This window comes from Rhodococcus sp. P3_B8, from assembly GCF_056402775.1.
In genome coordinates, this window is the sequence record NZ_JBFUGT010000101.1 from 1 (window position 1) to 21,646 (window position 21,646).

A 21,646-nucleotide genomic window follows, 5' to 3' on the forward strand; every position below is an offset into this window, starting at 1 on the left:
TCGCCGGCCCGGCGCAGCGCCGCGAGGAGCAGTTCGTGCCGGGACCCGAAGTAGTGGTTCAACACTCCGGTCGACCACCCGCTCTCCTCCGCCACCGCTCGCGTGGTGACGGCGGAGATCCCCTCCCTGGCGATCAACGCGAGAACGGCGTCGGCGAGCGCCAGTCTCCGCTCGTCGTGGTCGACGATCTTCGGCACGATCATTCCTCCCGCTCGTGCGCACTCACTTTCGTGCGCTGATGCCACTCAGGCTATCGGTGCCGGGACCGGAACCGGGTCTTCCTCGGGCTTTCCCGACACTCGCGCGTTCCACACGGACATCACGTTCGCCGGGGTGGGTTCGGTGAACAGGCTGGTGGCCACGAACACGACCAGAGCGCTGACGAGTCCGACGTACACCGGCTCGTTCGCCATGACGTCGCCGACGACGAACATCGTCGCGATGGTCGCCACGGTGCCCACCGCCATGGCCGCCATGGCCGCGGTTCCGGTGGCGCGCTTCCAGACCAGTCCACCGAGGATCGGGACGAGGAGCCCGCCGACCAGGATGTCGTAGGCGATCGTGAGCGCGGAGACGATGTCGTTGATGAGCGCGGCGATCACGATGCTGACGAGGCCGATCACGATCACGTAGAGGCGGTTGCCGCGCACGTCGGCTTCCGGATCGGACGTGTCCAGTTCGGGTCGTGTGCGGCCGAAGATCTGGGCGACCAGCGGAAGGACGTCCTGCCGGGCGACGGTGGCGGTGGCGATCAGCGCGCCGGACGCGGTCGACATCATCGCGGCCACCGCGGCGGCGAGGACGATGCCGCTGAGACCGACGGGCAGGACGTGGACGGCGACGTCGGCGTACACGTCGTCGGACGACCCGATGTCGGGCATGAGGGCCGACGCGGCCAGGCCGATCAGGGCGCCCGCGACGCCGTACAGCAGGCAGTAGACGCCGGCGGTGACGCCGCCCCACCGTGCGACCTCCGGCGACTTCGCGGTGAACACCCGCTGCCAGATGTCCTGTCCGATGAGGATGCCGAGGGTGTAGACGACGAAGAACGTGACGATGGTGCCGGTGCCGATGGTGCCGAGCCCGAGTGCCTGTTCGCCGACGCGCTCCTTGATGCCGGCGTACCCGCCCGCCTTGCTCCACGTGAACGGGAGAAGCAGGACGAAGACGCCGATGGTCTTGATGACGAACTGGACGACGTCGGTGAGCGTGATCGACCACATGCCGCCCATCGCGGAGTAGGCCACGACGATGAGGCCGCCGAGAACCACCGACAGGGTCCGGTCGAAGCCGAACAGCACGTTGAAGATGGTGGCGTAGGCGATCGTGGAGGTGACGGTGAGCATGAGGGTGTAGGCCATCATCACGAGACCGGACGCCCCGGTGGCGTCGATGCCGTACCGGAGTTTGAGCATTCCGGAGACGGTGTAGACCTTCAGGCGCTGGATCCGCGCGGCGAAGAGCAGGCTGAGCAGGAGAACGCCGGCGGCGATCGACACGACCAGCCACATTCCGGAGATGCCGTACTTGTAGCCGAGGCCGACGCCGCCGACGGTGGAGGCGCCGCCGATGACGACCGCCGCCATCGTGCTGGTGTAGAGAAATCCGCCGAGGCGGCGGCCGGCGACGAGGTATTCGCTGGAGTTGCTCGCCCGGCGTTTGCCCCACCAGCCGAACGCGAGCATCGCGCCCAGATAGATCAGGATGATGGTGATGTCCATGGTGCGTCCTTCACGTGTCCTAGCGGATCGGTGATGACGGGCGCGGTGGTCCCGTCGGTGCCGGTCTCGTCAGACCGTTGCCCTAGACGGTAGGAGAACATTGACGTGAAATAAATCACTTGATACAAATAATCACTTCAGAAAATCGTGAAGTAATGGTGCGAGCCAGCTCACACCCTGTTTTCGACCCCGCCGGAGGAGTGCGATGCGCAGCTCGCTGCCCGATCTGAAGCTCCTCCAGATCTTCGCGGCCGTCGTCCGTCACCAGGGGTTCGCGCCCGCGCAGCAGGAACTCGGACTGTCCGCCTCCGCGATCAGCACCTACATGAGCCAGCTCGAACGGCACCTCGGCATCGTCCTGTGTCACCGCGGGCGCGGCGGATTCGGTCTCACCAGCAAGGGCGAGCTCTACCACAAGGAATGCCTGCGCATCCTCGGCGAACTCGAGGGCTTCGAACGCTACGGCGCCGCGCTGCAGGGGGAGCTCCGGGGAACCCTCACCATCGGGGTTCTCGATTCCACCGTCACCGACGCCACGCTGCCGCTCGCCGACGTGATCGGCGTGTTCAGCAAGGACCACCCCGCCGTCTACCTCGACCTGAAGATCCAGACCCCGCACGAACTGCAGGTCGGCGTGCTCGACGACCGGATCGACGTCGCGGTCGGCGCGTTCGCCTCACCGATGAACGGCCTCGTCTCCCAGGCGCTGCACCGGGAGCAGCACTGGCTGTACTGCAGCGACAAGCACCCGCTGTTCGGCAGGAAGCGGGTGCCGCCGGAGGTCATCACGCAACAGCGGATGGTGACCCGCGGCTACTGGTCCGAGCAGGAACTCGCCCGCCAGGGGTTCCCGCAACCCTCGGCGACGGTGGAGAACATGGAAGCGCAGCTCATCCTGGTGCTGTCCGGCGCGTACATCGGATACCTGCCCGAGCACTACGCGGAGTACTGGGTGGACCGGAACCGGCTCCGTCCGATCCTGCCGGCGTCGTTCGGTTATCAGGCGCCGTTCTCGCTGATCTACCGGCGGGGCCGGGCCCGCGAACCGATGGTCCTCACGTTCCGCGAATTCGTCCGGACCAGCATGGGCAGCTGACCGCCGCTCACCGGGTCGGGGAGCCCAGTTCGGTCGACAGCGCACGGCAACGCTCGACGAGAACGAGACCGTGCTGCGCGCAGAGTGCGTCGTCGAGACGGAACGTCGGCCCGATGATGCTGAGCGCGCCCACGATCCGCCCCACCGCGTCGTAGATCGGGGCCGCCACACCCGTCGACTGGTCCTCGATGGTGTCGTGGGCGATCGCGTATCCCTCACTCTGCAGGTCACCCCGCAGCGCGGCGCCGACGGCCGTGCCCTCGAGCGGCACCGTCTGCCCCACCCATCCCATGTGCCGGATCGCGTGGGTGCCCTCGATCTGCGCGAGATACAGGGCGGTGCCCTTCGGGCCGTGGGTCGACAAGTACGTGGATTCGCGGGTTCCCTCCGCGATCGCGACCATCGCGGGCCGGGCCCGGGACAGCAGCTGGTTGTCGCTGATCGCCCGGGCGCCGATCTGGAGAAGTCGCGGCCCGGCCCGGTAGACGTTGTCGTCGCCGCGGACCAGGAACTCGCTCTGCTCCATGCTGCGGATCAGGCGCAGCGCGGTACTCGTGGCGAGGCCTGCGGCTTTCGCGGCATCGCCGAGCGTCAAGCCGCCCTGTTCGGTGATTGCGCCGAGCAGTTCGAAGGTGCGGCTCGCGCTGCGGGTCACATCTCCGGGGGCCATGGGTTCTCTCCTGACGGTCGAGGGTGTCGGCGTGAATCTACCGCGACGCGATCTCGGACAGCAGGGGCTGCCGGTGTTCGTCGAGCAGCGGGCTGCGGCGGACCCCGGGGCGCGCGCTGTCGCCGAACACGACCGGCTGCCGGACGTAGTCGATCGTTCCCGCGACCGGATGATCGAACGACTCTACGAGTCCCCGGTGCCTGCTCTGCTCGGACGACAACGCCTGTTCCACGTTCCAGATCTCGGAGCTCGCCAGTCCGGCCGCGCCGAGGACCGCGACCACCTCGGCGACCGTCTTGTCCTTCGCCCAGATCTCGATCTCCGCGCGCAGCGCCGGTTCGTGATCGGTGCGGGACGTGTCGTCGGCGAAACGGTTGTCGCCGAGAAGGTCTGCGCGATCCATGGTGTGGGCGAGCTTCTCGAATCCGGACTGGCTGGCGACGGCCAGGACGAACAGGCCGTCCGACGCCCGGTACGTGTCGAACGGGGTCGAGACGGGATGGCGATTGCCCACTCCCGCCGGCGCGACCCCCGATGCCTGCAACTGGCTGTGCGCGGTGGGGAGCATGGCCAGCATGCTGTCGAACATGGCGACGTCGAGGTGTTGTCCCACACCCGATTCCCGGGTGCCGACCAGGGCGGAGCTGATGCCCCACGCCGCGAACAGTCCCGCGACGAGGTCGCCGAACGATTCGCCGAGCCGGGTCGGCCCGGATTCGGGGGAACCGGTGATGCTCATGATCCCCGACAGCGCCTGCACGACGAGGTCGTAGGCGGCCGAACCCGCGAGCGGCCCGTCCTGCCCGAAACCGGAGATGGACGCGTAGACGAGCCGGGGATTGCGGGCGTGGACGGTGTCGTAGTCGATGCCGAGGCGGGCGGTCACGCCGGGCCGGAAATTCTCGACGAGAACATCCGCCGTGTCGAGCAGGTCGAACAGCACCTTCCGGTCCGCGTCGTCCTTGAGATTCAGAGCCAGCGAGCGTTTTCCGCGGTTCAGCACGTTGAAATAGATGCTCTCGCCGTCGCGGAACGGGCCCAGGTGCCGCGAATCCTCGCCGGCAGCGGGCTCGATCTTGACGACGTCGGCGCCGGCGTCTGCGAGCAGCGCCGTGCAATACGGTCCGGCCAGGACGCGCGAGAGATCGACGACGCGGATGCCGTCCAGGGGAGGAAGGGTAGGCATGACGGGCCCTCTCAGAATTCGGTCGAGTGCGGGGACGGGGCGTTGGAGGCGATGGTGAGCAGCTGGATCTGCGAGGTGCCCTCGAAGATCCGGAGGATCCGGCAGTCGCGGTAGAGGCGTTCGATCTCGGATTCGCGCATGAAACCGGCGCCGCCGTGAATCTGCACGGTCTGGTCGACGATCGAGAAGCAGGCCTCCGTGGCCACGTACTTCGACACGGACGCGGCGCGGCGCAGGTCGGCCCCGGCATCCTTCACGTCCGCCGCCCAGTCCGCGGTGACGCGGGAGGCTACGAGCTGCGCGTCGCACGCGCCCAGCAGCAGCTGAATCGCCTGGAATTCGGCGATGGGGTGTCCGAACTGTTTGCGCTCGGCCGCGTAGGAGCGTCCCAGTTCCCACGCGCGCAGGGCGATTCCGTTGGCCATCGCCGCCACGTCGACGCGGGCGCGGTTGAGGGCGGTGAGCGCGATGTTGCCGCCGCGGCCCTCCGTTCCCACCACGGCGTCGTGGGGAAGCACCACGTCGTCGAGGTACACGGTGTAGGTGGGTGCGGACCGGATGCCCAGCTTGTCCTGGGGCTCCGAGTAACTCACGCCGGGAGTGCCCTGGGGGAGGACGAACGCGGTGATGCCGCGGAAGCCTGCGGACGGATCGGTCTTGGCGAAGGCGACGACCAGGTCGGCCTCCTTGGCGTTGGAGATGTACGTCTTCGAACCGGACAGGTGCCACCCGTCGTCCTCGCGCCGCGCCGTCGTGCGCATCGAGGCGATGTCGGAGCCGGCGTCCGGTTCGGTGAGGGCGAACCCGGCGAGCAGTTCACCGGACGCGAGCCGGGGCAGCCACCGGCTCTTCTGCTCCTCGGTTCCGCCGACGAGGATCGGCTCGAGCCCCAGGTAGTGCGCGGTATAGATCGAGGCGAGGGCGGCGTCGGTGCGGGCCACCTCCTCGATCGCGATCAGCTGTGTCCTGGTGGACAGGCCCAGTCCGCCGAACTCCTCGGGCACCGAGATGCCCATCAGGTCCTGTTCGCCCAGTCGCTTCACCAACTCCGCCGGGAACTCCCGCGTCTCGTCACGGAACGCCGCGCCGGGGTGGATCTCACGGTTGGCGAATGCACGCACTGCGCCGCGGAACTCGGCGGCGTCGAGCAGCTGATCGGTCACGGAAACTCCTGTCGGAAGATCGAAATTGCCATCTAGTGAAATGACAATGCCACTTGGTGGCATATCGACTATGAAGGAGACCGGCGAATTTGTCCAGGGGTGCCGGTGTCCACGGACACGGGAGCGGGTACTCGACCACGGACGCACAGCGCACACTCCGTGCGGCATTGCAGAGGGAGGCTTCATGCGCACGATCACACGAGGGATCGTCACCGCGGGAACGATGATCGGCGCGGTTCTCGCCGGCGCGGGGACGGGCGTGGCGGAACCCGCCGTGCCGTCCGGCACCTATCAGGGAACGACCACCGCGCCGGCGGGTGAGTTGATCTGGAAGGGCAAGACGTTCCAGGGCGGCACGGTCGTCAACAACTTCGCGTTCGGTCTGACCGGGCTCGCGGGCACGACCTCGCAGGACGGGAGCGGAAACACCGTCATCGACTACAGCCCATCGGGTCTGGGGTTCCTGACCGACAGGATGACCCCCAACGCAGACGGGACCTACACCGGGGCCGTGTACGTGGGCGGCAACCAGGTGGGAAGCTTCGGCCTCGCGAGATAGCTGTTCCGGGGCCTACTACGACGACGAGGCCGCACCGCTCGGGTGCGACCTCGTCGTCACAGCGTCATCTGCGACTTCGTCACAGTGTCATCGGGGCGTCGGTCAGACGGCCCGGACATTCTGGGCCTGCGGGCCCTTCTGGCCCTGTCCGACCTCGAATTCCACCCGCTGGTTCTCCTCCAGCGACTTGTAGCCGCTGCCCGAGATCTCGGAGTAGTGAACGAACACGTCCGCGCTGCCGTCGTCCGGCGCTATGAATCCGAAGCCCTTCTCGCTGTTGAACCACTTCACAACACCCTGCGCCATACCGTTCACTCCCTGCAGTTGCCGCCCGGGACCTCACATCGAGATCCCGTTCGCGTGGATATCATCCTGTCATCAAGGCGCGCGTCCTTCCAGTGGTACGCCCACGATTCCTGCGAATCCTGGGCGCTGTACCAGGTCTGCGGAAGAAATTTCCCCCCTCGACCGATGATTCTGCCCCTCGGGCGCGGTCCTACCTGCGACCGAGAATTACCACCGCGAACGAGGAGAACCGATGAATTCCACATCGACCGCCACCGCCGACGCCCGGATCCTCGACGTCCCCGGTGCCAGGCTGTACTACGAGGTGCGGGGCGCGGGTCCCGTCGTGGTGCTCGTCGGCGCCCCCATGGACGCCGACTCCTTCGCGCCGGCGGCGGATCTGCTCTCGTCCGACTACACCGTGCTCACGACGGACCCGCGGGGCATCCACCGCAGTCCGGTCGACGACCGGGATCGCGATTCGACCCCGGAGATGCGCGCCGACGACCTCGCCCGGCTCCTGATGCACCTCGACGCGGGCCCTGCCGTGGTGTTCGGCTCCAGCGGCGGCGCCGTCAGTGCGCTCGCGCTGGTGCAGGCGCACCCCGAGCTGGTCCACACCGTGATCGCCCACGAGCCGCCGCTGGACGAGTTACTCGACGACCGCGAGCAACTGCGCGTGAAGACCGACGAGATCATCGACACCCACCTGACCGGGGATGTCGTGGGGGCGTGGAGGAAGTTCCTGGCCCTGGCGAACATCCACCTGCCCGAGGAAGCGTTCCAGCAGATGTTCGCGGGCGAACGGGATGCGCAGACCGAGGCGGACGACTACTTTCAGCACGCGCACATGCTGCGCCCGACCACCCGCTGGTGCCCGGACGTCACCGCCCTGCGCTCGGCGCCCAGCCGCGTCGTGGTCGGGATCGGCGAGGAGTCGGGTGGGCAACTCTGCGACCGTACGTCGCGGGCGCTCGCCGCCGAACTGGGCGTCGAGCCCACTATGTTCCCCGGCGACCACATCGGCTTCGCCCACGACCCCGCCGCGTTCGTCACCCGGCTGCGCGCAGTGCTGCGGGAGGTCTGAGCGGACGCTCCCGACTGACCTCACACCGCGATCGGGATGCGTTTCGTGACGATCCGATGGATCAACCGGGCGGCGGTGCGGGCCGTGCGGTTGTCGATGTCGAACGACGGATTGAGCTCGGCCACATCGCACACCGCGAGTTTTCCGCTGGCGGCGACGGCGTCGCACACGAATTGGATCGTCTCCGCCGGAACGCCGTACGCGGCGGGAGCGCTCACTCCCGGCGCGACCGCGGCGGGAAGGACGTCGAGGTCGATGGTGAGGTACACGAGATCGACGTCCGACAGGAACTCGCTGACGAAGACGGCCACCCGGTGCCGGTCGGAGACCGAGCAGTCGTCGTCCAGGAGGTAGCGGACGTCGTATCCGCGTGCGGTGTCGAACAGTGCGGTGGTGTTGCTCGGCTGGCTGATGCCGAGCACGGAGTACTGCAAGGCGGTGCCTGACGCATGCTCCTGTTCGAGGATCTGCCGGAACGGTGTGCCCGAACTCGGGACCGGATCGGACCGCAGGTCGAAGTGGGCGTCCAGGTTCAGGATCCCGATCCGACGCCTGGGTGTGCGGACGGCTGCCTGTGCCAGACCGAGGTACGTCCCGTAGGCCACCTCGTGGCCGCCGCCGAGGACCACCGGGAACTGGCCGGCGTCGAGCGTCGCGGCGACCACGGAGCCGAGCGCCATCTGCCCGGCCTCGAGACGATTGTCGGTGACCGCGACGGTGCCGGCGTCGTAGACGCGGAGCGGCTCGGCGAGCGCCATCGACGACAGCGCGCCCCGCAGCGCGTCCGGGCCGCGCGCCGCCCCGCGGCGTCCCTTGTTCCGCTCCACGCCCTCGTCGCTCGAGAAGCCGATCAGCACGCAGGCGCCGGGCTCGGCGCCGTCGTGCAGAGGCGTCACGGCCTGGTGCCAGCGGAGGTGGTGACTCGACGTGCCGTCCACCCTGCCGACCCAGGGGGGCGGGGGGATCAACAGGTTCTCCATCATCGCAGGGCCCTCGCTTTCTCGTGACCGGTGTGCGCGGACCAGGCGAGTTCGCCGCCCCGCCACACATCGCTGACCAGGGGGACGCCGGGCCGGTAGGCCAAGTGTAGGTACGACGGCGCGTCCAGCGCGAGGGCATCGGCCCGCGCGCCGGGACGCAGGACCCCGACGTCGGCACGTTGCAGCGCGCGGGCACCGCCCGCCGTGGCCGCCCAGATGGCTTCGTCCGGGGTCATGTGCATGTCCCGCACCGCGATCGCGATGCAGAACGGCAGGCTGGTGGTGTAGCTGGTGCCGGGGTTGCAATCCGCACCGAGCGCCACCGTGACACCTGCGTCGAGCAGGGCCCGGGCGTCCGGGTACTTGTTCCGGGTCGAGAAGTCCGCGCCGGGCAGGAGCGTGGCCACCGTCGAACTCTGCGCCAGCGCATCGATGTCGGCCTGCGTGGTGTAGCAGACGTGGTCGACGGACGCGGCCCCCAGTTCGACGGCGAGCTGGACTCCGGGTCCCTCGCGGAGTTGGTTGCCGTGGACGCGGGGGATCAGCCCCTTCGCCATCCCGGCGGTGAGAACGGCATGTGCCTGATCGCGGTCGAACGCGCCGGTCTCACAGAACACGTCGATCCACTTCGCTTGCGGTGCACAGGCGTCGATCATCTCGGAGCACACCATGGCGACGTAGTCGTCGGCCCGCCCCGCGTATTCCGGCGGCGGAACGTGAGCGGCGAGCAGCGTCACCTCGTCGGTGAGGGACGCCGCGATCCTCGTGCTGCGCAGTTCGTGCGCGACCGTCTGCCCGTACCCGGTCTTGCACTCCACGGTGGTGCTGCCCGACCGCAGGGACTCGTCCAGCAGTCGCCGCGTGTTCGCCTGCAGTTGTTCGTCGGTCGCGTTCCGTGTCGCCTCGATCGTGTTGCGGATGCCACCCGCCGCGTACGGCTGTCCCGCCATGCGCGCCGCGAATTCCTCCGCCCGTTCCCCACCGAACACCAGGTGCGAGTGGCTCTCCACGAAGCCCGGCAGCACCGCCCGGCCGTCGAGATCGTGCCCGACGTCCCCGGCCGGCGCCGAGTCGGCGCGGCCGACCCAGGCCACCACGCCGCCGTCGAAGACGACGGCGGCGTCGCGGATCAGCCCGAGCGGACCTTCCCCCACTGTCGGGTCGTTGGTCACCAGGGTGCCGATGCCGGTCAGCACTGTGGAGCGGGAGGTGTTCGCTGTCACTGCTGTTCCTTCCAGTGGTTCGAAAATGCGGTCGCTCGGGCCTGCGGTCATCCTTCGGACATCGGCACGCGGACGCCGCGCTCCTTGGCGACGTCGATCGCGTGGTCGTATCCGGCGTCGACGTGCCGGATGACGCCCATGCCGGGATCGTTGGTCAGGACCCGCTCCAGCTTCTCGGCGGCCAAGTCGGTGCCGTCCGCGATGCACACCTGACCGGCGTGGATGGACCGTCCCATGCCGACGCCGCCGCCCTGGTGGATGGACACCCACGACGCCCCCGACGCGGTGTTGACGAGTGCGTTGAGCAGCGGCCAGTCGGCGATCGCGTCGGAGCCGTCGAGCATCGACTCGGTCTCGCGGTACGGGGAGGCGACGGATCCGGAATCGAGGTGGTCGCGGCCGATGGCGACGGGCGCGGACAGTTCGCCGGACGCCACCATCTCGTTGAACTTCAGTCCGGCCTTGTGCCGTTCGCCGTAGCCGAGCCAGCAGATCCGGGCGGGCAGACCCTCGAACGCCACCTTCTCGCCGGCCATCGTGATCCAGCGCTTGAGGTGCTCGTTCTCGGGGAACAGTTCGAGGATCGCCTTGTCGGTGGCGGCGATGTCCTTCGGGTCACCCGACAGCGCGGCCCAGCGGAACGGGCCGAGGCCCTCCTCGAACAGCGGACGGATGTAGGCGGGCACGAATCCGGGAAAGTCGAACGCGCGGTAGTAGCCGGCCTTGCGGGCCTCGTCACGGATGGAGTTGCCGTAGTCGAACACCTCGGCGCCCTTGTCGAGGAAGCCGACCATCGCGGCGACGTGCCGTGCCATCGACGCGCGGGAGTCCTCGGTGAACTTCACCGGGTCCTTGTCGGCCATCGCCTTCATGTCGGCGAAATCGATCCCGAGCGGCAGGTACGACAGCGGGTCGTGTGCCGACGTCTGGTCGGTGACGATGTCGATGGGGGCGTTCATGGCGAGCAGTTCGGGGAAGATCTCCGCGGCGTTGCCTTCGAGGCCGATCGACAGCGGGCGCTTCGCGTCGCGGGCCTCGATCGCGAGACGCAGGGCGTCGTGGATGTCGGTGGCCTTGGTGTCGAGGTACTTGTGCGCGATCCGGCGGTCGATGCGGGTGACGTCGCAGTCGACGCAGATCGCGACGCCGTCGTTCATCGTCACGGCGAGGGGCTGGGCGCCGCCCATGCCGCCGAGTCCGGCCGTCAGCGTGATGGTGCCGGCGAGCGAACCGCCGAAGCGCTTCCGGCCCACCGCGCCGAACGTCTCGTACGTGCCCTGCAGGATGCCCTGCGTGCCGATGTAGATCCACGACCCGGCCGTCATCTGCCCGTACATGATCAGGCCGAGGGCGTCGAGCTTGCGGAACTCCTCCCAGTTGGCCCAGTCGCCCACCAGGTTCGAGTTCGCGAGGAGGACGCGGGGCGCCCACTCGCTGGTGCGGAACACGCCGACCGGCTTTCCGGACTGCACCAGCATCGTCTCGTCGGACTTCAGGGTCTTCAACGTCCGGACCATCGCGTCGAACGCCTCCCAGCTGCGCGCGGCCTTGCCGGTGCCGCCGTAGACGACGAGGGAGTCGGGATGCTCGGCGACCTCGGGGTCGAGGTTGTTCATCAGCATGCGCAGGGCGCCTTCTTGCTGCCAGCCGAGTGTCGTCAGTTCGGTGCCGCGGGGCGCCGACACGTGGCGGGGTCCGGAAACCGGAGGCGTCGTGGTGGTCATGTCGTGTACTCCTTGATGGTCGAACGAGGAAGAGGGAAAAGTCTGGGTGTCAGCGTGATTCACAGTCGCGAATCCGCCATGGCGGTGTGTGCGGGGTAGATCATGGCCGCGGGTGGGTTGCTGTTGCGCCGCGCGAGCGGGTAGTAGATGGCGCCGGTGAAGACGATGCCGACGATCCACGAGATGTCCGCGCCGCCCAGCATGTCCGTGACCGGTCCCGTGTAGAGCTTCTGGGCGAGGAACGGGATCTGCGCGAGAACGCCGACGGTGTAACAGATCATCGCCGTCTTGTTCCAGCGGCCGTAGCGGGCCTCCGGGTCGTACAGCGCCGGGATGTCCACGCGCTCCTTGGAGATGAGGTAGTAGTCGATCAGGTTGATGGCACTCCACGGGGTGAACACCATCAGCAGGACGAGGACGAAGTTCTTGAAGTTGTTGAGGAAGTCGGCGCTGGCACCGATCGCGATCAGCATCGACACGGCGACGAACCCGATGATGTACAGGGTGCGGGCCCGCGACGAGATGCGGGACTGCCCGTTGAACGCCGTCACCGTGGTGAGGATCGACATGAATCCGCCGTAGGCGTTGAGGCAGTTGATCGTGAGCTTCCCGACCAGGATCACCAGGTAGATCATCAGGGCGATCACAGCCGGTCCGGCGAGGCCTCCGATCCACCCGACCTGGTCGCTGAGGAACGCGTCGCCGGCGACGGCGGCGACGAGTGCACCGAACGTCATCGACCACTGCGAGCCGATCACGCTGCCCGCGAACGTCGACCAGAAGGTCGTCCGCTCGCTCGTCGAGCGCGGCAGGTAGCGGGAGTAGTCCGCGACGTACGGGCCGAACGTGAGCTGCCAGCCGGCGCCGAGCGAGATCGCGAGGAGGAACGTGACGATGTCGAAGCCCTTGATCCCGACGAACGAGGCCACGTCGTACTCGGCGAACAACCGGATCGCGAGGTAGGTGAAGCCGAGGATGCCGACAACGGTCGCGATCTTGCCGACGACGTGGATCAGCTTGTACCCCGTCACCGCGACGAATGCGGTCATCGCGCCGAAGATCAGGATTCCGATGGTGGGGTTGTCGATGTGGAGGATCTCGTTCACGGCCTGACCTGCGAGGACGCTGCCGGTCGCGGCGAAACCGAGGTACATCAGGACGACGAGAACCAATGGGAGCACGGCACCCAGAACACCGAATTGCGCTCGGCTCGAAATCATCTGCGGCAGTCCGAGGCGCGGTCCCTGAGCGGAGTGCAGCGCCATCACGGCGCCGCCGAAGAGATTGCCGATCAGCAGGCCCACGATGGCCCACAGCGCGTCGGCGCCGAATACGACCGCGAGGGCGCCGTCGACGATCGCGGTGATCTGCATGTTGGCGCCGAACCAGAGCGTGAACTGGCTGCGCGGAGATCCGTGACGCTCGTCGTCCGGGACGACGTCGATGGTGCGACGCTCCGGCGCGAGGCTGATCTCGGGAGGTCCCTCGTGTGTCATAGGCCTTGTCTCTCTGTGACGAGTCCGGCAGCTGGTCGGTCCCGGGTGCTCTGTCCCATGTCCTGAATCCAGTGTGCTCTGACTCACGTTTTTTATCGCCTTAGATGTATAGTCCTGTATAGACAACCCCCTGTCAAGCGTTCTCCAAGGACCCAGCCGAGAGGCGTGCCGGCCCACCACTGCACCAGTCGGGAGTGTCGATGCTTCCGACGGAAGGTACTGACATGAGAGTAATTTCGACGTCCTCACATTCGCTCGAGCGCGATGAACAGCAGTTTTCCGCTCCGGAAGCGCCCGAGCGTTTCCGCGACCTCTACCTCCGCACCGCCGGTCATCCCTCCGCCGAAGGCGCAGATCCGCAGGCGCGTGATCGCATCGCGAACACACATCTCGAGACCGGGTGGAACCGGAACCCCGGGACCGCGGTGGTGCGCGGAATCGACGCCGCAGACCCCAGCGGGATCGGGCCCGCGGTGCAGATCGTCACCGACGACATGGCCCTGCTCGTCGAATCGGTACTGCTGACCGCGGCCAGGGTCGGCGCCCCGATCGAGGAGGTTCTGCATCCGGTCCTCGTCGCCCGCCGCTCGGAGTCGGGCACCCTCACCGACCTTCTGCCGATCTCCGACTCCGGGACGGCGGAGTCGTGGATTCACGTGGGTCTGCGCTCCGACACCGCGAACTCCGTCGTCGCCGCACTTGTCGCGGCGCTGCACACCGTTCTCGCCGACGTGCGCCGGGTGGACCGGGATCTGGCGCGCATGCGCGAACTGCAGATCCAGGTCTCCGACCAACTCGACTCGCAGACCGGGCAGGACTCGCTGTCCGAAGAACTCCGCGAGGCCGCCGACTTCCTGCGCTGGTGCGAGGCGGGCAACTTCACCGTCCTCGGGTACGCGCGGTACGGCGACGACGGTGCACCCGAGGAGAGTCTCGGCGTGCTCCACGACCGGGAGGGCGATCGGGCGCCGGCCGCGGAACCCGGCCCCGTCCTGGCGATCGGGCAGGCGGCGCTTCCGGTGTCCGTGCACCGGTCGTCGTACCCGTCGGTGGTCGGAGTTAGGGCCGGAGGAGTGGAGCACCGCTTCGTCGGCGCGTTCACCCCCGCGGGCAGGCACGAGAACGTCCTGGACATCCCGGGTGCGGGACGCCGGGTGCGGGCCCTGCTCGACCGTGCCGGTTTCGACATCGACTCCTTCTCCGGGCAGGCCGTCCTGCAGGTCGTGCAGGCGCTGCCGCTGACCGAGTTGTTCGCGGCGAGCCCGGATTCGCTGCATTCGGCCCTCACCGAGGTCGCCGGCATCACCGCGCGCGAGCACATTCACCTCTTCCTGCGCACGGACGTCCCGGGCGAGAGCATGTCGGCGCTGGTGTTCATTCCCCGCGATCGGTACAACACGCGGACGCGTCTGGCGGCCCAGCGCGTCCTGCTGGACGAACTGGACGGCACCGCAGTCGAATACACCACGAACGTGTCCGAGTACCCGCTCGCGATGGTGCACTTCACGATGCGGGTCCCGGCGGACACCGAGGTGACGGACACCCGGCGACTGGAGATTCAGCGTCGAATCTCCCGGTCCTGCCGGACCTGGGACGACCGGTTCCGCGACGAACTCGACACAGCCGAACGTGATCTCCTCGCCCATTATTCGGAGCATTTCCCGGAGGTGTACAAGCACGATTTCGACGCCCGGCGCGCCCACGCCGATCTGGTGGTGTTCGAGAGACTGACGGACGGCGCGATCGACACGCGGCTCGACGCGAACGCGGCGGACTGGCGCTTCACCTTCTTCGTCGGCGGTGCATCCGCCTCCCTCAGCGATGTTCTCCCGATCCTGCAGAGCATGGGGGTCGCGGTCCTCGACGAGCGCCCGTACACGGTCGCGAACAGTCGCGGAACGGTGTGCTGGATGTACGAGTTCGGGATCCGCTACGCGTCACCGGGGCCGGTGGACGACGCGCTGCCGCGCCGCTTCACGGAGACGTTCGCCGCGGCCTGGGCATCTCGCGCCGAGACGGACAGCTTCAACGAACTCGTACTCCGCGCGGGCCTGGACTGGCGTGAGGTGGAGGTGCTGCGGGCGTACGCGCGGTACCTGCKTCAGGGTGGATTCCCGTACAGCCAGAACCACATCGCGACGGTTCTCGGTGATCATCCGGAGATCTCCCAGGCACTGATCCGGCTGTTCGCCGCGAGGTTCGATCCGGACGGCACTGATCCGGACGGCGCCGAGGAATGCGGTGAACTGATCGCGTCGCTGGAAACGGCGATCGGCGACGTCCTCGGCCTGGACGCCGACCGCATCCTGCGCGCCTACCTGAACGTGGTCCTGGCGACGCTGCGCACCAACCGCTACGCCCCCTCGGGCCGGGAACGTCAGGTCCTGTCGTTCAAGTTCGATCCGCAGCGCATCCCGGAACTGCCGCAGCCGCGGCCCCGCTTCGAGATCTACGTCTACTCGCCGTGGGTCGAGGGCGTGCACATGCGGTTCGGCGCCGTGGCACGGGGAGGCCTGCGATGGTCCGACCGCAAGGAGGACTTCCGCACCGAGGTGCTCGGCCTGGTGAAGGCGCAGGCGGTCAAGAACTCGGTGATCGTGCCCGTCGGCGCGAAGGGCGGGTTCGTCGTCGCGCGCCCGCCTGCTCCCACCGGCGACCCGCTGCGCGATCGCGACGCCCAGCGCGCGGAGGGGGTTCGCTGCTACCGCAGCTTCATCAGCGGACTGCTGGACGTCACCGACAACGTGGACCTCGCGACGGGTGCCGTGATCCCGGCGCCGCGGGTGGTGCGGCACGACGGCGACGACACGTACCTCGTCGTCGCCGCGGACAAGGGCACCGCGACGTTCTCCGACATCGCCAACGACGTTGCAGCGCAGTACGGGTTCTGGCTGGGTGACGCATTCGCGTCGGGCGGATCCGTCGGCTACGACCACAAGGCGCTCGGCATCACCGCCCGGGGTGCGTGGGAGAGCGTGAAGCGGCACTTCCGCGAAATGGGTGTCGACACCCAGTCGCAGGAGTTCACGGCCGTCGGGATCGGCGACATGAGCGGCGACGTGTTCGGCAACGGAATGCTCGCGAGCCCGCACATCCGGCTCGTCGCCGCATTCGACCACCGGCACGTGTTCCTCGACCCGAACCCCGACGCGGCCACATCATTCGCGGAACGGGAACGGCTCTTCGCGCTGCCGAGGTCGTCGTGGGCGGACTATGCGCCCGGCCTGATCAGCGCCGGCGGCGGTGTGTGGGAACGGTCGAGGAAGAGTGTTCCGATCAGCGAGGAGGCGCGGCGCGCACTCGGACTGAGCCCCGGGACCACCGAACTGTCCCCACCGGACCTCGTCCGCGCGATCCTGCGGGCACCAGTGGACCTGCTGTGGAACGGCGGCATCGGAACATACGTGAAGTCGGGCACCGAAACCCATCTCGACGTGGGGGACAAGGGTAACGACGGCGTCCGCGTCGACGGTGCCGACGTGCGGGCCCGGGTGGTCGGTGAGGGCGGCAACCTCGGCTTCACCCAGCTGGGACGCATCGAATTCTCCCGCTCCGGAGGGCGAATCAACACGGACGCGCTCGACAACTCGGCGGGCGTCGACTGCTCCGACCACGAGGTCAACATCAAGGTTCTGCTCGACGCCCTGGTCAGCGGCGGCCGTCTCGCTGCCGACGACCGTGCGGGTCTGCTCGCCGAGATGTCCGGGGAGGTGTCGCGTCTCGTGCTCTCCGACAACGTCGCCCAGAACGACGTGCTGGGCACGTGCCGCGCCGACGCCGCCGCGTCCCTCACGGTGCACGGACGGCTCATCGGCCATCTGGAAGGCCGCTACGGTCTGGACCGCGCCATCGAGGTGCTGCCGTCCAGGAAGGAGATCGCCGCCCGGGAGCGCGCGGAGGCGGGACTCACCTCGCCCGAACTCGCGACCCTCATGGCGCACGTGAAGCTGGCGCTGAAGTCGGACCTGCTGGCCGGCGACCTGCCCGACAGCCCGGCATTCTCGGACGCACTCGCCGGGTACTTCCCGCGCAGGCTCCGGGAGTCCTTCGGTGACGCCATCGGCGACCATCCGCTGCGCCGGGAGATCGTCGCGACGGTCCTCACCAACGACGTCGTCGACAACGGCGGCATCACCTACGCCTTCCGGCTGGGCGAGGAGGCCGGGGCGAGCAGCGCCGACGCCGTGCGAGCGTTCGCCGTGGTGTCGGCCGTGTTCGACCTGCCGTCCCTCCGGCGCGACATCCGGGACGCCGACCTCGACGCCGCGCTCTCGGACGACCTCACGCTGTTCACCCGGCGGCTGCTCGACCGGGCGTCGCGATGGATGCTCACCCGCAGACCCCAGCCGCTCGCGGTCGGGGCGGAGATCGCCCGATTCCGTGACCGCGTCGCGGACCTGACACCGCACGTCGCGGGCTGGCTCTGCGGTGAGGACGCGGAGAATCTCCGGAGTCGCACGGCCGCGCTGGTGGCCCGCGGTGTCCCCGCGGACCTGGCCGGACGGGTGCAACTGCTCCTGGACCGGTTCGCGCTGCTGGACATCGTCGAGATCGCCGACATCACCCAACGCGATCCCCGCGACGTGGCCGAGGTGTACTACCGGCTCGGGGAGTGCCTCGGGTTGGTGCACCTCCTGGTGGGGGTCTCGCAGCTGGGACGGGGAACCCGGTGGAACGCGCTGGCCCGGTTGTCGTTGCGCGACGAGTTGTACGACACGGTCCGGGCACTGTGCCTCGACGTGATCTCGGGCAGTGAAGCCGTGGACACGGCGGAACAGAAGATCGGGGAGTGGGAGGACCGCAACGCCGCCCGGCTGGCGCGCGCTCGCCACACGCTCGATGCCGTCACGGAATCGGGGGAGCACGACCTGGCGGCCCTCTCCGTCGCAACCCGGCAACTGCGCAGCATGGTGAGGTGACACGAGGCGCACCGCGCGATGAGGGTTTACCCGTGCAGTCGGCCGATAGACTGCAACGGCCGACTGCACGGGAAGTTCATCGGTGTTGCAGAGGGATGGGTGTCAGTGGTGGAGATCGCAGTAGTCGACGCGGAGCTTGCTGCGTTGTACAACGGACCGGGGACGGAGTCGGCCCCGGCGTACGAACGCGTCAAGCAGTTGATCGTGTCGCAGATCAATGCCGGCCGCTGGCAGGAGGGCGATCAGCTGCCCTCGGAGAATCAGCTCGTCGGCGCTCTCGGCCTCTCCCGCATGACCATCAACCGCGCGCTGCGCGAACTCAGCGCCGAGGGTCTCGTGGTGCGCCTGATGGGTGTGGGGACGTTCGTGGCGGCCACGAAGACGGCGTCGCCGCTGTTCGAGGTCAAGAACATCGCGGACGAGATCCAGCAACGCGGACACCGCCATCGAACCGAAGTGGTGTACGTGCGTGAGGAAGACGCCGATCCGGCCAACGCCTTCATTCGGGATTCGATCCGCGGCAAGGTGTTCCACTCGCTGATGATCCACTACGAGGACGACACACCGATCCAGCTCGAAGACCGGTTCGTCAATCCCGCCGAGGCGCCCGGGTATCTCGATCAGGACTTCACCCAGCAGACGCCCAATCATTATCTGAGCGTGGAGGCTCCCCTGACGAGGGGCGAGCACGTGGTCGAAGCGATCCTCGCGTCGCCCGAGGAATGCCGGCTCCTCCACATCGAGCGCACCGAACCGTGCCTGATGATCCGGCGCCGCACGTGGTCCTCGCGGGGGCTCGTCAGCGCCGCGCGTCTCGTCCATCCCGGATCGCGGAATCGTCTCGAAGGGACGTTCGGGACCGGCTGACCGGGGTAGATGCCGAATCGGGGGCTCACGGCCGCGTGTCCTTCGTCTGCGGTGCGGGCCACGTGAGGCGGCCCGCCTGGATGTCGGAGATCGTCGACGCGAGCCAGGCGAGTTCGCCCCGCGAAGCGTGGAGTGCGTAGTCCGCTTCGACGACGAACAGCGCGGGCACTCCGCCATCGAGCGCTCGGGTGAGCCCTGCCTCGTCGGATTCGATTCTCGCGGTGAGTCGTTCGGCGCGTTCGGTGAGCGCGTCGACGGCGCCCTCACGTCCCAGCGCGCCGAGGTAGCTGATCGCCGCGAAGAACGGGGAGAACTCTCGTGCGGCACTGCGGATCTGGAGGTCGAGCCGACTCACGAGTTCCGCGTGCCCGGCCTCGGTGAGGGCGTAGACGGTGCGGGCGGGCCGACCTTCCCGTTGCGCACGTTCGTGTTCCTCGATCCAGCCCGCCGAGGCGAGGGCCGCGACCACATTGTTCAGCGAGCCGCGATTGAGCGGCCACTGGCCCTCCTCGCTGCGCTCGCGCAGCGTGACCTCCAACTGATACGGGTGCATCGGCGATTCGAGGAGCAGGCCGAGCACCGGCAGGACGAGGGGATTGTCGAGGACGCGCGCAGGCATAGTTGAAATATATCAGTCTAAATAAACCATGACAAGGCGCGCGGTTCGGGCACCGCGACCTCGCCTTTGTCACGATTGGGTCACGGCCCGCTACGGTGGATCGTTGACCACGACGCCGATCATGAAAGAACAAATTCTTGTTACAGAGTGAATCGAAGTTCAGGGCTTATCGTCTCCACGCCGTCACGCTCCTCGTGGGCGTCCTCTCCTTGGGTGCGGTGGCCTACCGAGAGTTCGACGCGGCAACGGGCTACCTGATGGACCTCTCCGTGTTCCGCGACGCCGGCTACGCCTTCGTCAGCGACCTGCCGCTCTACTCCGCGGACTTCCCGAGCAGCTCCGGGTTCAGGTTCATCTACGCACCCTTCGCGGCGATCCTCTTCGCGCCGATGGCGGAGATCGACCCAGCGGTCCTGCAGGCGCTGTGGTGCGCCCTCAACCTCGGACTCGTGTGGTGGATGGTCAAGGCGGCGCTGTCGAAGCTCGACGTCGCACGCCCCGAACTTCTCGCTCTGCTGTCGATGGGCCCGGTGCTTCTCCTCGAACCGATGCGCTCGAACTTCGACTTCGGTCAGATCAACATCATCCTGATGGCACTGGTGGTCGCCGACTGCACCGGTGCGATCCCGAAGAGGTTCCGCGGAGTCGCGATCGGTCTCGCCGCGGCCGTCAAGATCACTCCGGCGGCCTTTCTCCTGGTCCTGCTCGTCCGCCGCGACTTCCGCGCGATCGGACGATCCCTCGCCACGATCCTGGTCACCGTCGGCCTCGGCTTCTGGCTGCTACCGCAGTCGTCGGTGTGGTTCTGGACCACCGAATTCTTCGCCACCGGCCGTGCGGGCGCGCCCGATTTCTTTCGCAACCAGGCCGTCACCGGCGTCATCGCGCGGCTCGGGGCGGAAGGCCGGCTGGCCAGCATTCTCTGGGTGCTCAGCGCGGCCGTCATCGTGTCCGCCGCGGCGTGGTCGGCGTACCGCTTCACCCGTTCCGGTGAGCACCTGATCGCGCTGGCGATCGTCGCCCTGGCATCGCTGCTCGCCGCGCCGTTCGCCGTCACCCACCACTGGGCGTACAGCATCCTGCTGATCCCGATCCTGATCGCACCGCAGTACCGCAGCTGGCGACCCCTGATCGGCGCCGCGACCCTGATCTTCCTGATCGGCCCGAACTTCGTCCTGCAGTCCTCGTCGTCGGGCTGGGTGGAGGCGGCCGTGCGTGAGGTGATCGGAAGCTCGCAGTGCCTCATCGCGCTGGTCCTGCTCGGCGCGGCCGTCGTGGCCGCACGGTCCCGCACCCCGCTCCCGGACGTCGAGACGGACGTCGTGCCCGCGGACGAAGACGCGCTGGAGCCCGCCCGCAGCTGAGGCAGCGCCACCCCGGCGGGCGAATGTACCTTCCGGCGCCTCAGGTGCGCCCAAAGGTACATTCGCCCAGCGCCGAGGAGCCGCGGAGACGGCCGGGCGGCGCTATCGTCGAGTCATGTGCCGAAACATCACCGAGCTGCGCGGACTCGAACCGGCGGCCACCGCGGAGGAGATCGAGGCGGCGGCGCGGCAGTACGTCCGGAAGGTCAGCGGGATACAGAAGCTGTCGGACGCCAACCGTGAGCCCTTCGAGGAGGCGGTAGCCGTCGTCACCGAGGCCACCACGAAGCTGCTCGCGGCACTGCCGCCGCGGAAGCAGCCGCCGCAGACGGTGCCCCCGCTGCGACGGCCGGAGGTCCGGGCGCGCATCGCGGCGAAGGCCGCGTCATCCAGCTGAGCGCGGCGAAGGCTGCCGCCACCCCCTAGCCGGACGAACGGGACGCTCGTTGCGTCAGATCGAACGAGCGTCCCGTTGGTTCAGGTGCGGAGGGCGCCGAGTGCGTCGATGCGTTTGATGGCGTCGGCGACGATGCCGTCGATGAGGTCCTTGCAGGTGGGTAGGTCGTCGAGTAGTCCGACGACCTGTCCGGAGGCGAGGACGCCGGCGTGGGTGTTGCCGTCGACGAGCCCGGCTTTGAGCAGCATCGGGGTGTTGGCGGCCATGATGATCTGCTGCCAGGTGCGGTC

Annotated in this window: 18 protein-coding genes and 1 pseudogene; 7 read left to right on the plus strand and 12 right to left on the minus strand. The window is 68.1% G+C overall.

Going from position 1 to position 21,646, the window contains the following annotated elements:
• Positions 1-203: TetR family transcriptional regulator (locus AC1D1G_RS25270; protein WP_477954133.1), on the minus strand; the 203-nt coding region annotated here is incomplete at its 3' end.
• 42 nt (positions 204-245) lie between these two features.
• Complete coding sequence (locus AC1D1G_RS25275; RefSeq protein ID WP_283352968.1) at positions 246-1,721, minus strand: sodium:solute symporter family protein; 1,476 nt, start codon at positions 1,719-1,721, stop codon at positions 246-248.
• A 205-nt stretch (positions 1,722-1,926) separates the two neighbouring features.
• Between AC1D1G_RS25275 and AC1D1G_RS25280 the strand changes: the two genes are divergently transcribed.
• Positions 1,927-2,817: a LysR family transcriptional regulator gene (locus AC1D1G_RS25280; RefSeq protein WP_005244617.1), complete on the plus strand. Its 891-nt coding sequence runs from the start codon at positions 1,927-1,929 to the stop codon at positions 2,815-2,817.
• A 7-nt stretch (positions 2,818-2,824) separates the two neighbouring features.
• Here the strand turns inward: AC1D1G_RS25280 and AC1D1G_RS25285 are convergent, their stop codons facing one another.
• From AC1D1G_RS25285 to AC1D1G_RS25295, 3 genes are read right to left on the minus strand one after another with little or no spacing between them, the layout of a single operon-like run.
• Positions 2,825-3,487 carry an IclR family transcriptional regulator gene (locus tag AC1D1G_RS25285; RefSeq protein ID WP_283330507.1) on the minus strand — a complete coding sequence of 221 codons (663 nt, stop codon included), beginning with the start codon at positions 3,485-3,487 and terminating at the stop codon, positions 2,825-2,827.
• Positions 3,488-3,524: 37 nt separating this feature from the next.
• Positions 3,525-4,673 (minus strand): CaiB/BaiF CoA transferase family protein, encoded by a 1,149-nt coding sequence (locus tag AC1D1G_RS25290; RefSeq protein ID WP_280778917.1) that lies wholly within the window; start codon positions 4,671-4,673, stop codon positions 3,525-3,527.
• 11 nt (positions 4,674-4,684) lie between these two features.
• Entirely contained in the window at positions 4,685-5,836 is a 1,152-nt protein-coding gene (locus AC1D1G_RS25295; protein WP_283352969.1) for an acyl-CoA dehydrogenase family protein, read from the minus strand.
• Positions 5,837-6,020: 184 nt separating this feature from the next.
• On the opposite strand from AC1D1G_RS25295, the gene AC1D1G_RS25300 reads away from it, so the two are divergent.
• Positions 6,021-6,395: a hypothetical protein gene (locus tag AC1D1G_RS25300; protein ID WP_283352970.1), complete on the plus strand. Its 375-nt coding sequence runs from the start codon at positions 6,021-6,023 to the stop codon at positions 6,393-6,395.
• 102 nt (positions 6,396-6,497) lie between these two features.
• Here AC1D1G_RS25300 and cspE read toward each other — a convergent pair whose 3' ends face one another.
• Positions 6,498-6,701, minus strand: coding sequence for a transcription antiterminator/RNA stability regulator CspE (gene cspE, locus AC1D1G_RS25305; protein WP_005244612.1), 204 nt, complete (start codon positions 6,699-6,701; stop codon positions 6,498-6,500).
• 232 nt (positions 6,702-6,933) lie between these two features.
• Here cspE and AC1D1G_RS25310 point away from each other — a divergent pair, with 232 nt between their 5' ends.
• Positions 6,934-7,767 (plus strand): alpha/beta fold hydrolase, encoded by an 834-nt coding sequence (locus AC1D1G_RS25310; RefSeq protein WP_280778911.1) that lies wholly within the window; start codon positions 6,934-6,936, stop codon positions 7,765-7,767.
• Between the two features lie 20 nt (positions 7,768-7,787).
• On the opposite strand, the gene hutG is transcribed toward AC1D1G_RS25310, so the two are convergent.
• The 4 genes from hutG to AC1D1G_RS25330 are packed head-to-tail and all read right to left on the minus strand — an operon-like array spanning position 7,788 to position 13,190.
• The gene (gene hutG / locus AC1D1G_RS25315; RefSeq protein WP_280778910.1) at positions 7,788-8,750 is read right to left on the minus strand and encodes a formimidoylglutamase; all 963 of its coding nucleotides are present in this window, start codon (positions 8,748-8,750) and stop codon (positions 7,788-7,790) included.
• Positions 8,747-9,970 (minus strand): imidazolonepropionase, encoded by a 1,224-nt coding sequence (hutI, locus tag AC1D1G_RS25320; RefSeq protein WP_283330511.1) that lies wholly within the window; start codon positions 9,968-9,970, stop codon positions 8,747-8,749. The genes hutG and hutI overlap by 4 nt, the downstream gene beginning before the upstream one ends.
• A 47-nt stretch (positions 9,971-10,017) precedes the next feature.
• Complete coding sequence (hutU, locus tag AC1D1G_RS25325) at positions 10,018-11,694, minus strand: urocanate hydratase (RefSeq protein WP_105416700.1); 1,677 nt, start codon at positions 11,692-11,694, stop codon at positions 10,018-10,020.
• Positions 11,695-11,753: 59 nt separating this feature from the next.
• Positions 11,754-13,190, minus strand: coding sequence for a purine-cytosine permease family protein (locus tag AC1D1G_RS25330; protein WP_280778908.1), 1,437 nt, complete (start codon positions 13,188-13,190; stop codon positions 11,754-11,756).
• A gap of 224 nt (positions 13,191-13,414) precedes the next feature.
• On the opposite strand from AC1D1G_RS25330, the gene AC1D1G_RS25335 reads away from it, so the two are divergent.
• Entirely contained in the window at positions 13,415-18,109 is a 4,695-nt protein-coding gene (locus tag AC1D1G_RS25335) for an NAD-glutamate dehydrogenase (protein WP_477954134.1), read from the plus strand.
• A 99-nt stretch (positions 18,110-18,208) separates the two neighbouring features.
• Positions 18,209-18,976 (plus strand): histidine utilization repressor, encoded by a 768-nt coding sequence (hutC, locus tag AC1D1G_RS25340; RefSeq protein WP_477954135.1) that lies wholly within the window; start codon positions 18,209-18,211, stop codon positions 18,974-18,976.
• A 25-nt stretch (positions 18,977-19,001) separates the two neighbouring features.
• On the opposite strand, the gene AC1D1G_RS25345 is transcribed toward hutC, so the two are convergent.
• A complete protein-coding gene (locus tag AC1D1G_RS25345; RefSeq protein ID WP_477954136.1) occupies positions 19,002-19,595 on the minus strand; it encodes a PadR family transcriptional regulator in 594 nt (197 codons plus the stop codon).
• Between the two features lie 137 nt (positions 19,596-19,732).
• Between AC1D1G_RS25345 and AC1D1G_RS25350 the strand changes: the two genes are divergently transcribed.
• Both AC1D1G_RS25350 and AC1D1G_RS25355 read left to right on the plus strand, forming a co-directional pair.
• Positions 19,733-20,959, plus strand: a complete 1,227-nt coding sequence (locus tag AC1D1G_RS25350) for a glycosyltransferase family 87 protein (protein WP_477954137.1) — start codon at positions 19,733-19,735, stop codon at positions 20,957-20,959.
• Positions 20,960-21,074: 115 nt separating this feature from the next.
• Complete coding sequence (locus AC1D1G_RS25355; protein WP_005258716.1) at positions 21,075-21,356, plus strand: DUF2277 domain-containing protein; 282 nt, start codon at positions 21,075-21,077, stop codon at positions 21,354-21,356.
• Positions 21,357-21,436: 80 nt separating this feature from the next.
• Here AC1D1G_RS25355 and AC1D1G_RS25360 read toward each other — a convergent pair.
• Positions 21,437-21,646: pseudogene (locus AC1D1G_RS25360) on the minus strand (nitronate monooxygenase); the annotation flags it as partial.

Excerpts from the sequence above, each read along its gene's own strand:
- AC1D1G_RS25275 (WP_283352968.1), bottom strand. The coding sequence starts at position 1,721 with ATGGACATCACCATCATCCTGATCTATCTGGGCGCGATGCTCGCGTTC.
- AC1D1G_RS25280 (WP_005244617.1), top strand. The coding sequence starts at position 1,927 with ATGCGCAGCTCGCTGCCCGATCTGAAGCTCCTCCAGATCTTCGCGGCC.
- AC1D1G_RS25285 (WP_283330507.1), bottom strand. The coding sequence starts at position 3,487 with ATGGCCCCCGGAGATGTGACCCGCAGCGCGAGCCGCACCTTCGAACTG.
- AC1D1G_RS25290 (WP_280778917.1), bottom strand. The coding sequence starts at position 4,673 with ATGCCTACCCTTCCTCCCCTGGACGGCATCCGCGTCGTCGATCTCTCG.
- AC1D1G_RS25300 (WP_283352970.1), top strand. The coding sequence starts at position 6,021 with ATGCGCACGATCACACGAGGGATCGTCACCGCGGGAACGATGATCGGC.
- cspE (WP_005244612.1), bottom strand. The coding sequence starts at position 6,701 with ATGGCGCAGGGTGTTGTGAAGTGGTTCAACAGCGAGAAGGGCTTCGGA.
- AC1D1G_RS25310 (WP_280778911.1), top strand. The coding sequence starts at position 6,934 with ATGAATTCCACATCGACCGCCACCGCCGACGCCCGGATCCTCGACGTC.
- hutG (WP_280778910.1), bottom strand. The coding sequence starts at position 8,750 with ATGATGGAGAACCTGTTGATCCCCCCGCCCCCCTGGGTCGGCAGGGTG.
- hutU (WP_105416700.1), bottom strand. The coding sequence starts at position 11,694 with ATGACCACCACGACGCCTCCGGTTTCCGGACCCCGCCACGTGTCGGCG.
- AC1D1G_RS25330 (WP_280778908.1), bottom strand. The coding sequence starts at position 13,190 with ATGACACACGAGGGACCTCCCGAGATCAGCCTCGCGCCGGAGCGTCGC.
- AC1D1G_RS25345 (WP_477954136.1), bottom strand. The coding sequence starts at position 19,595 with ATGCCTGCGCGCGTCCTCGACAATCCCCTCGTCCTGCCGGTGCTCGGC.
- AC1D1G_RS25355 (WP_005258716.1), top strand. The coding sequence starts at position 21,075 with ATGTGCCGAAACATCACCGAGCTGCGCGGACTCGAACCGGCGGCCACC.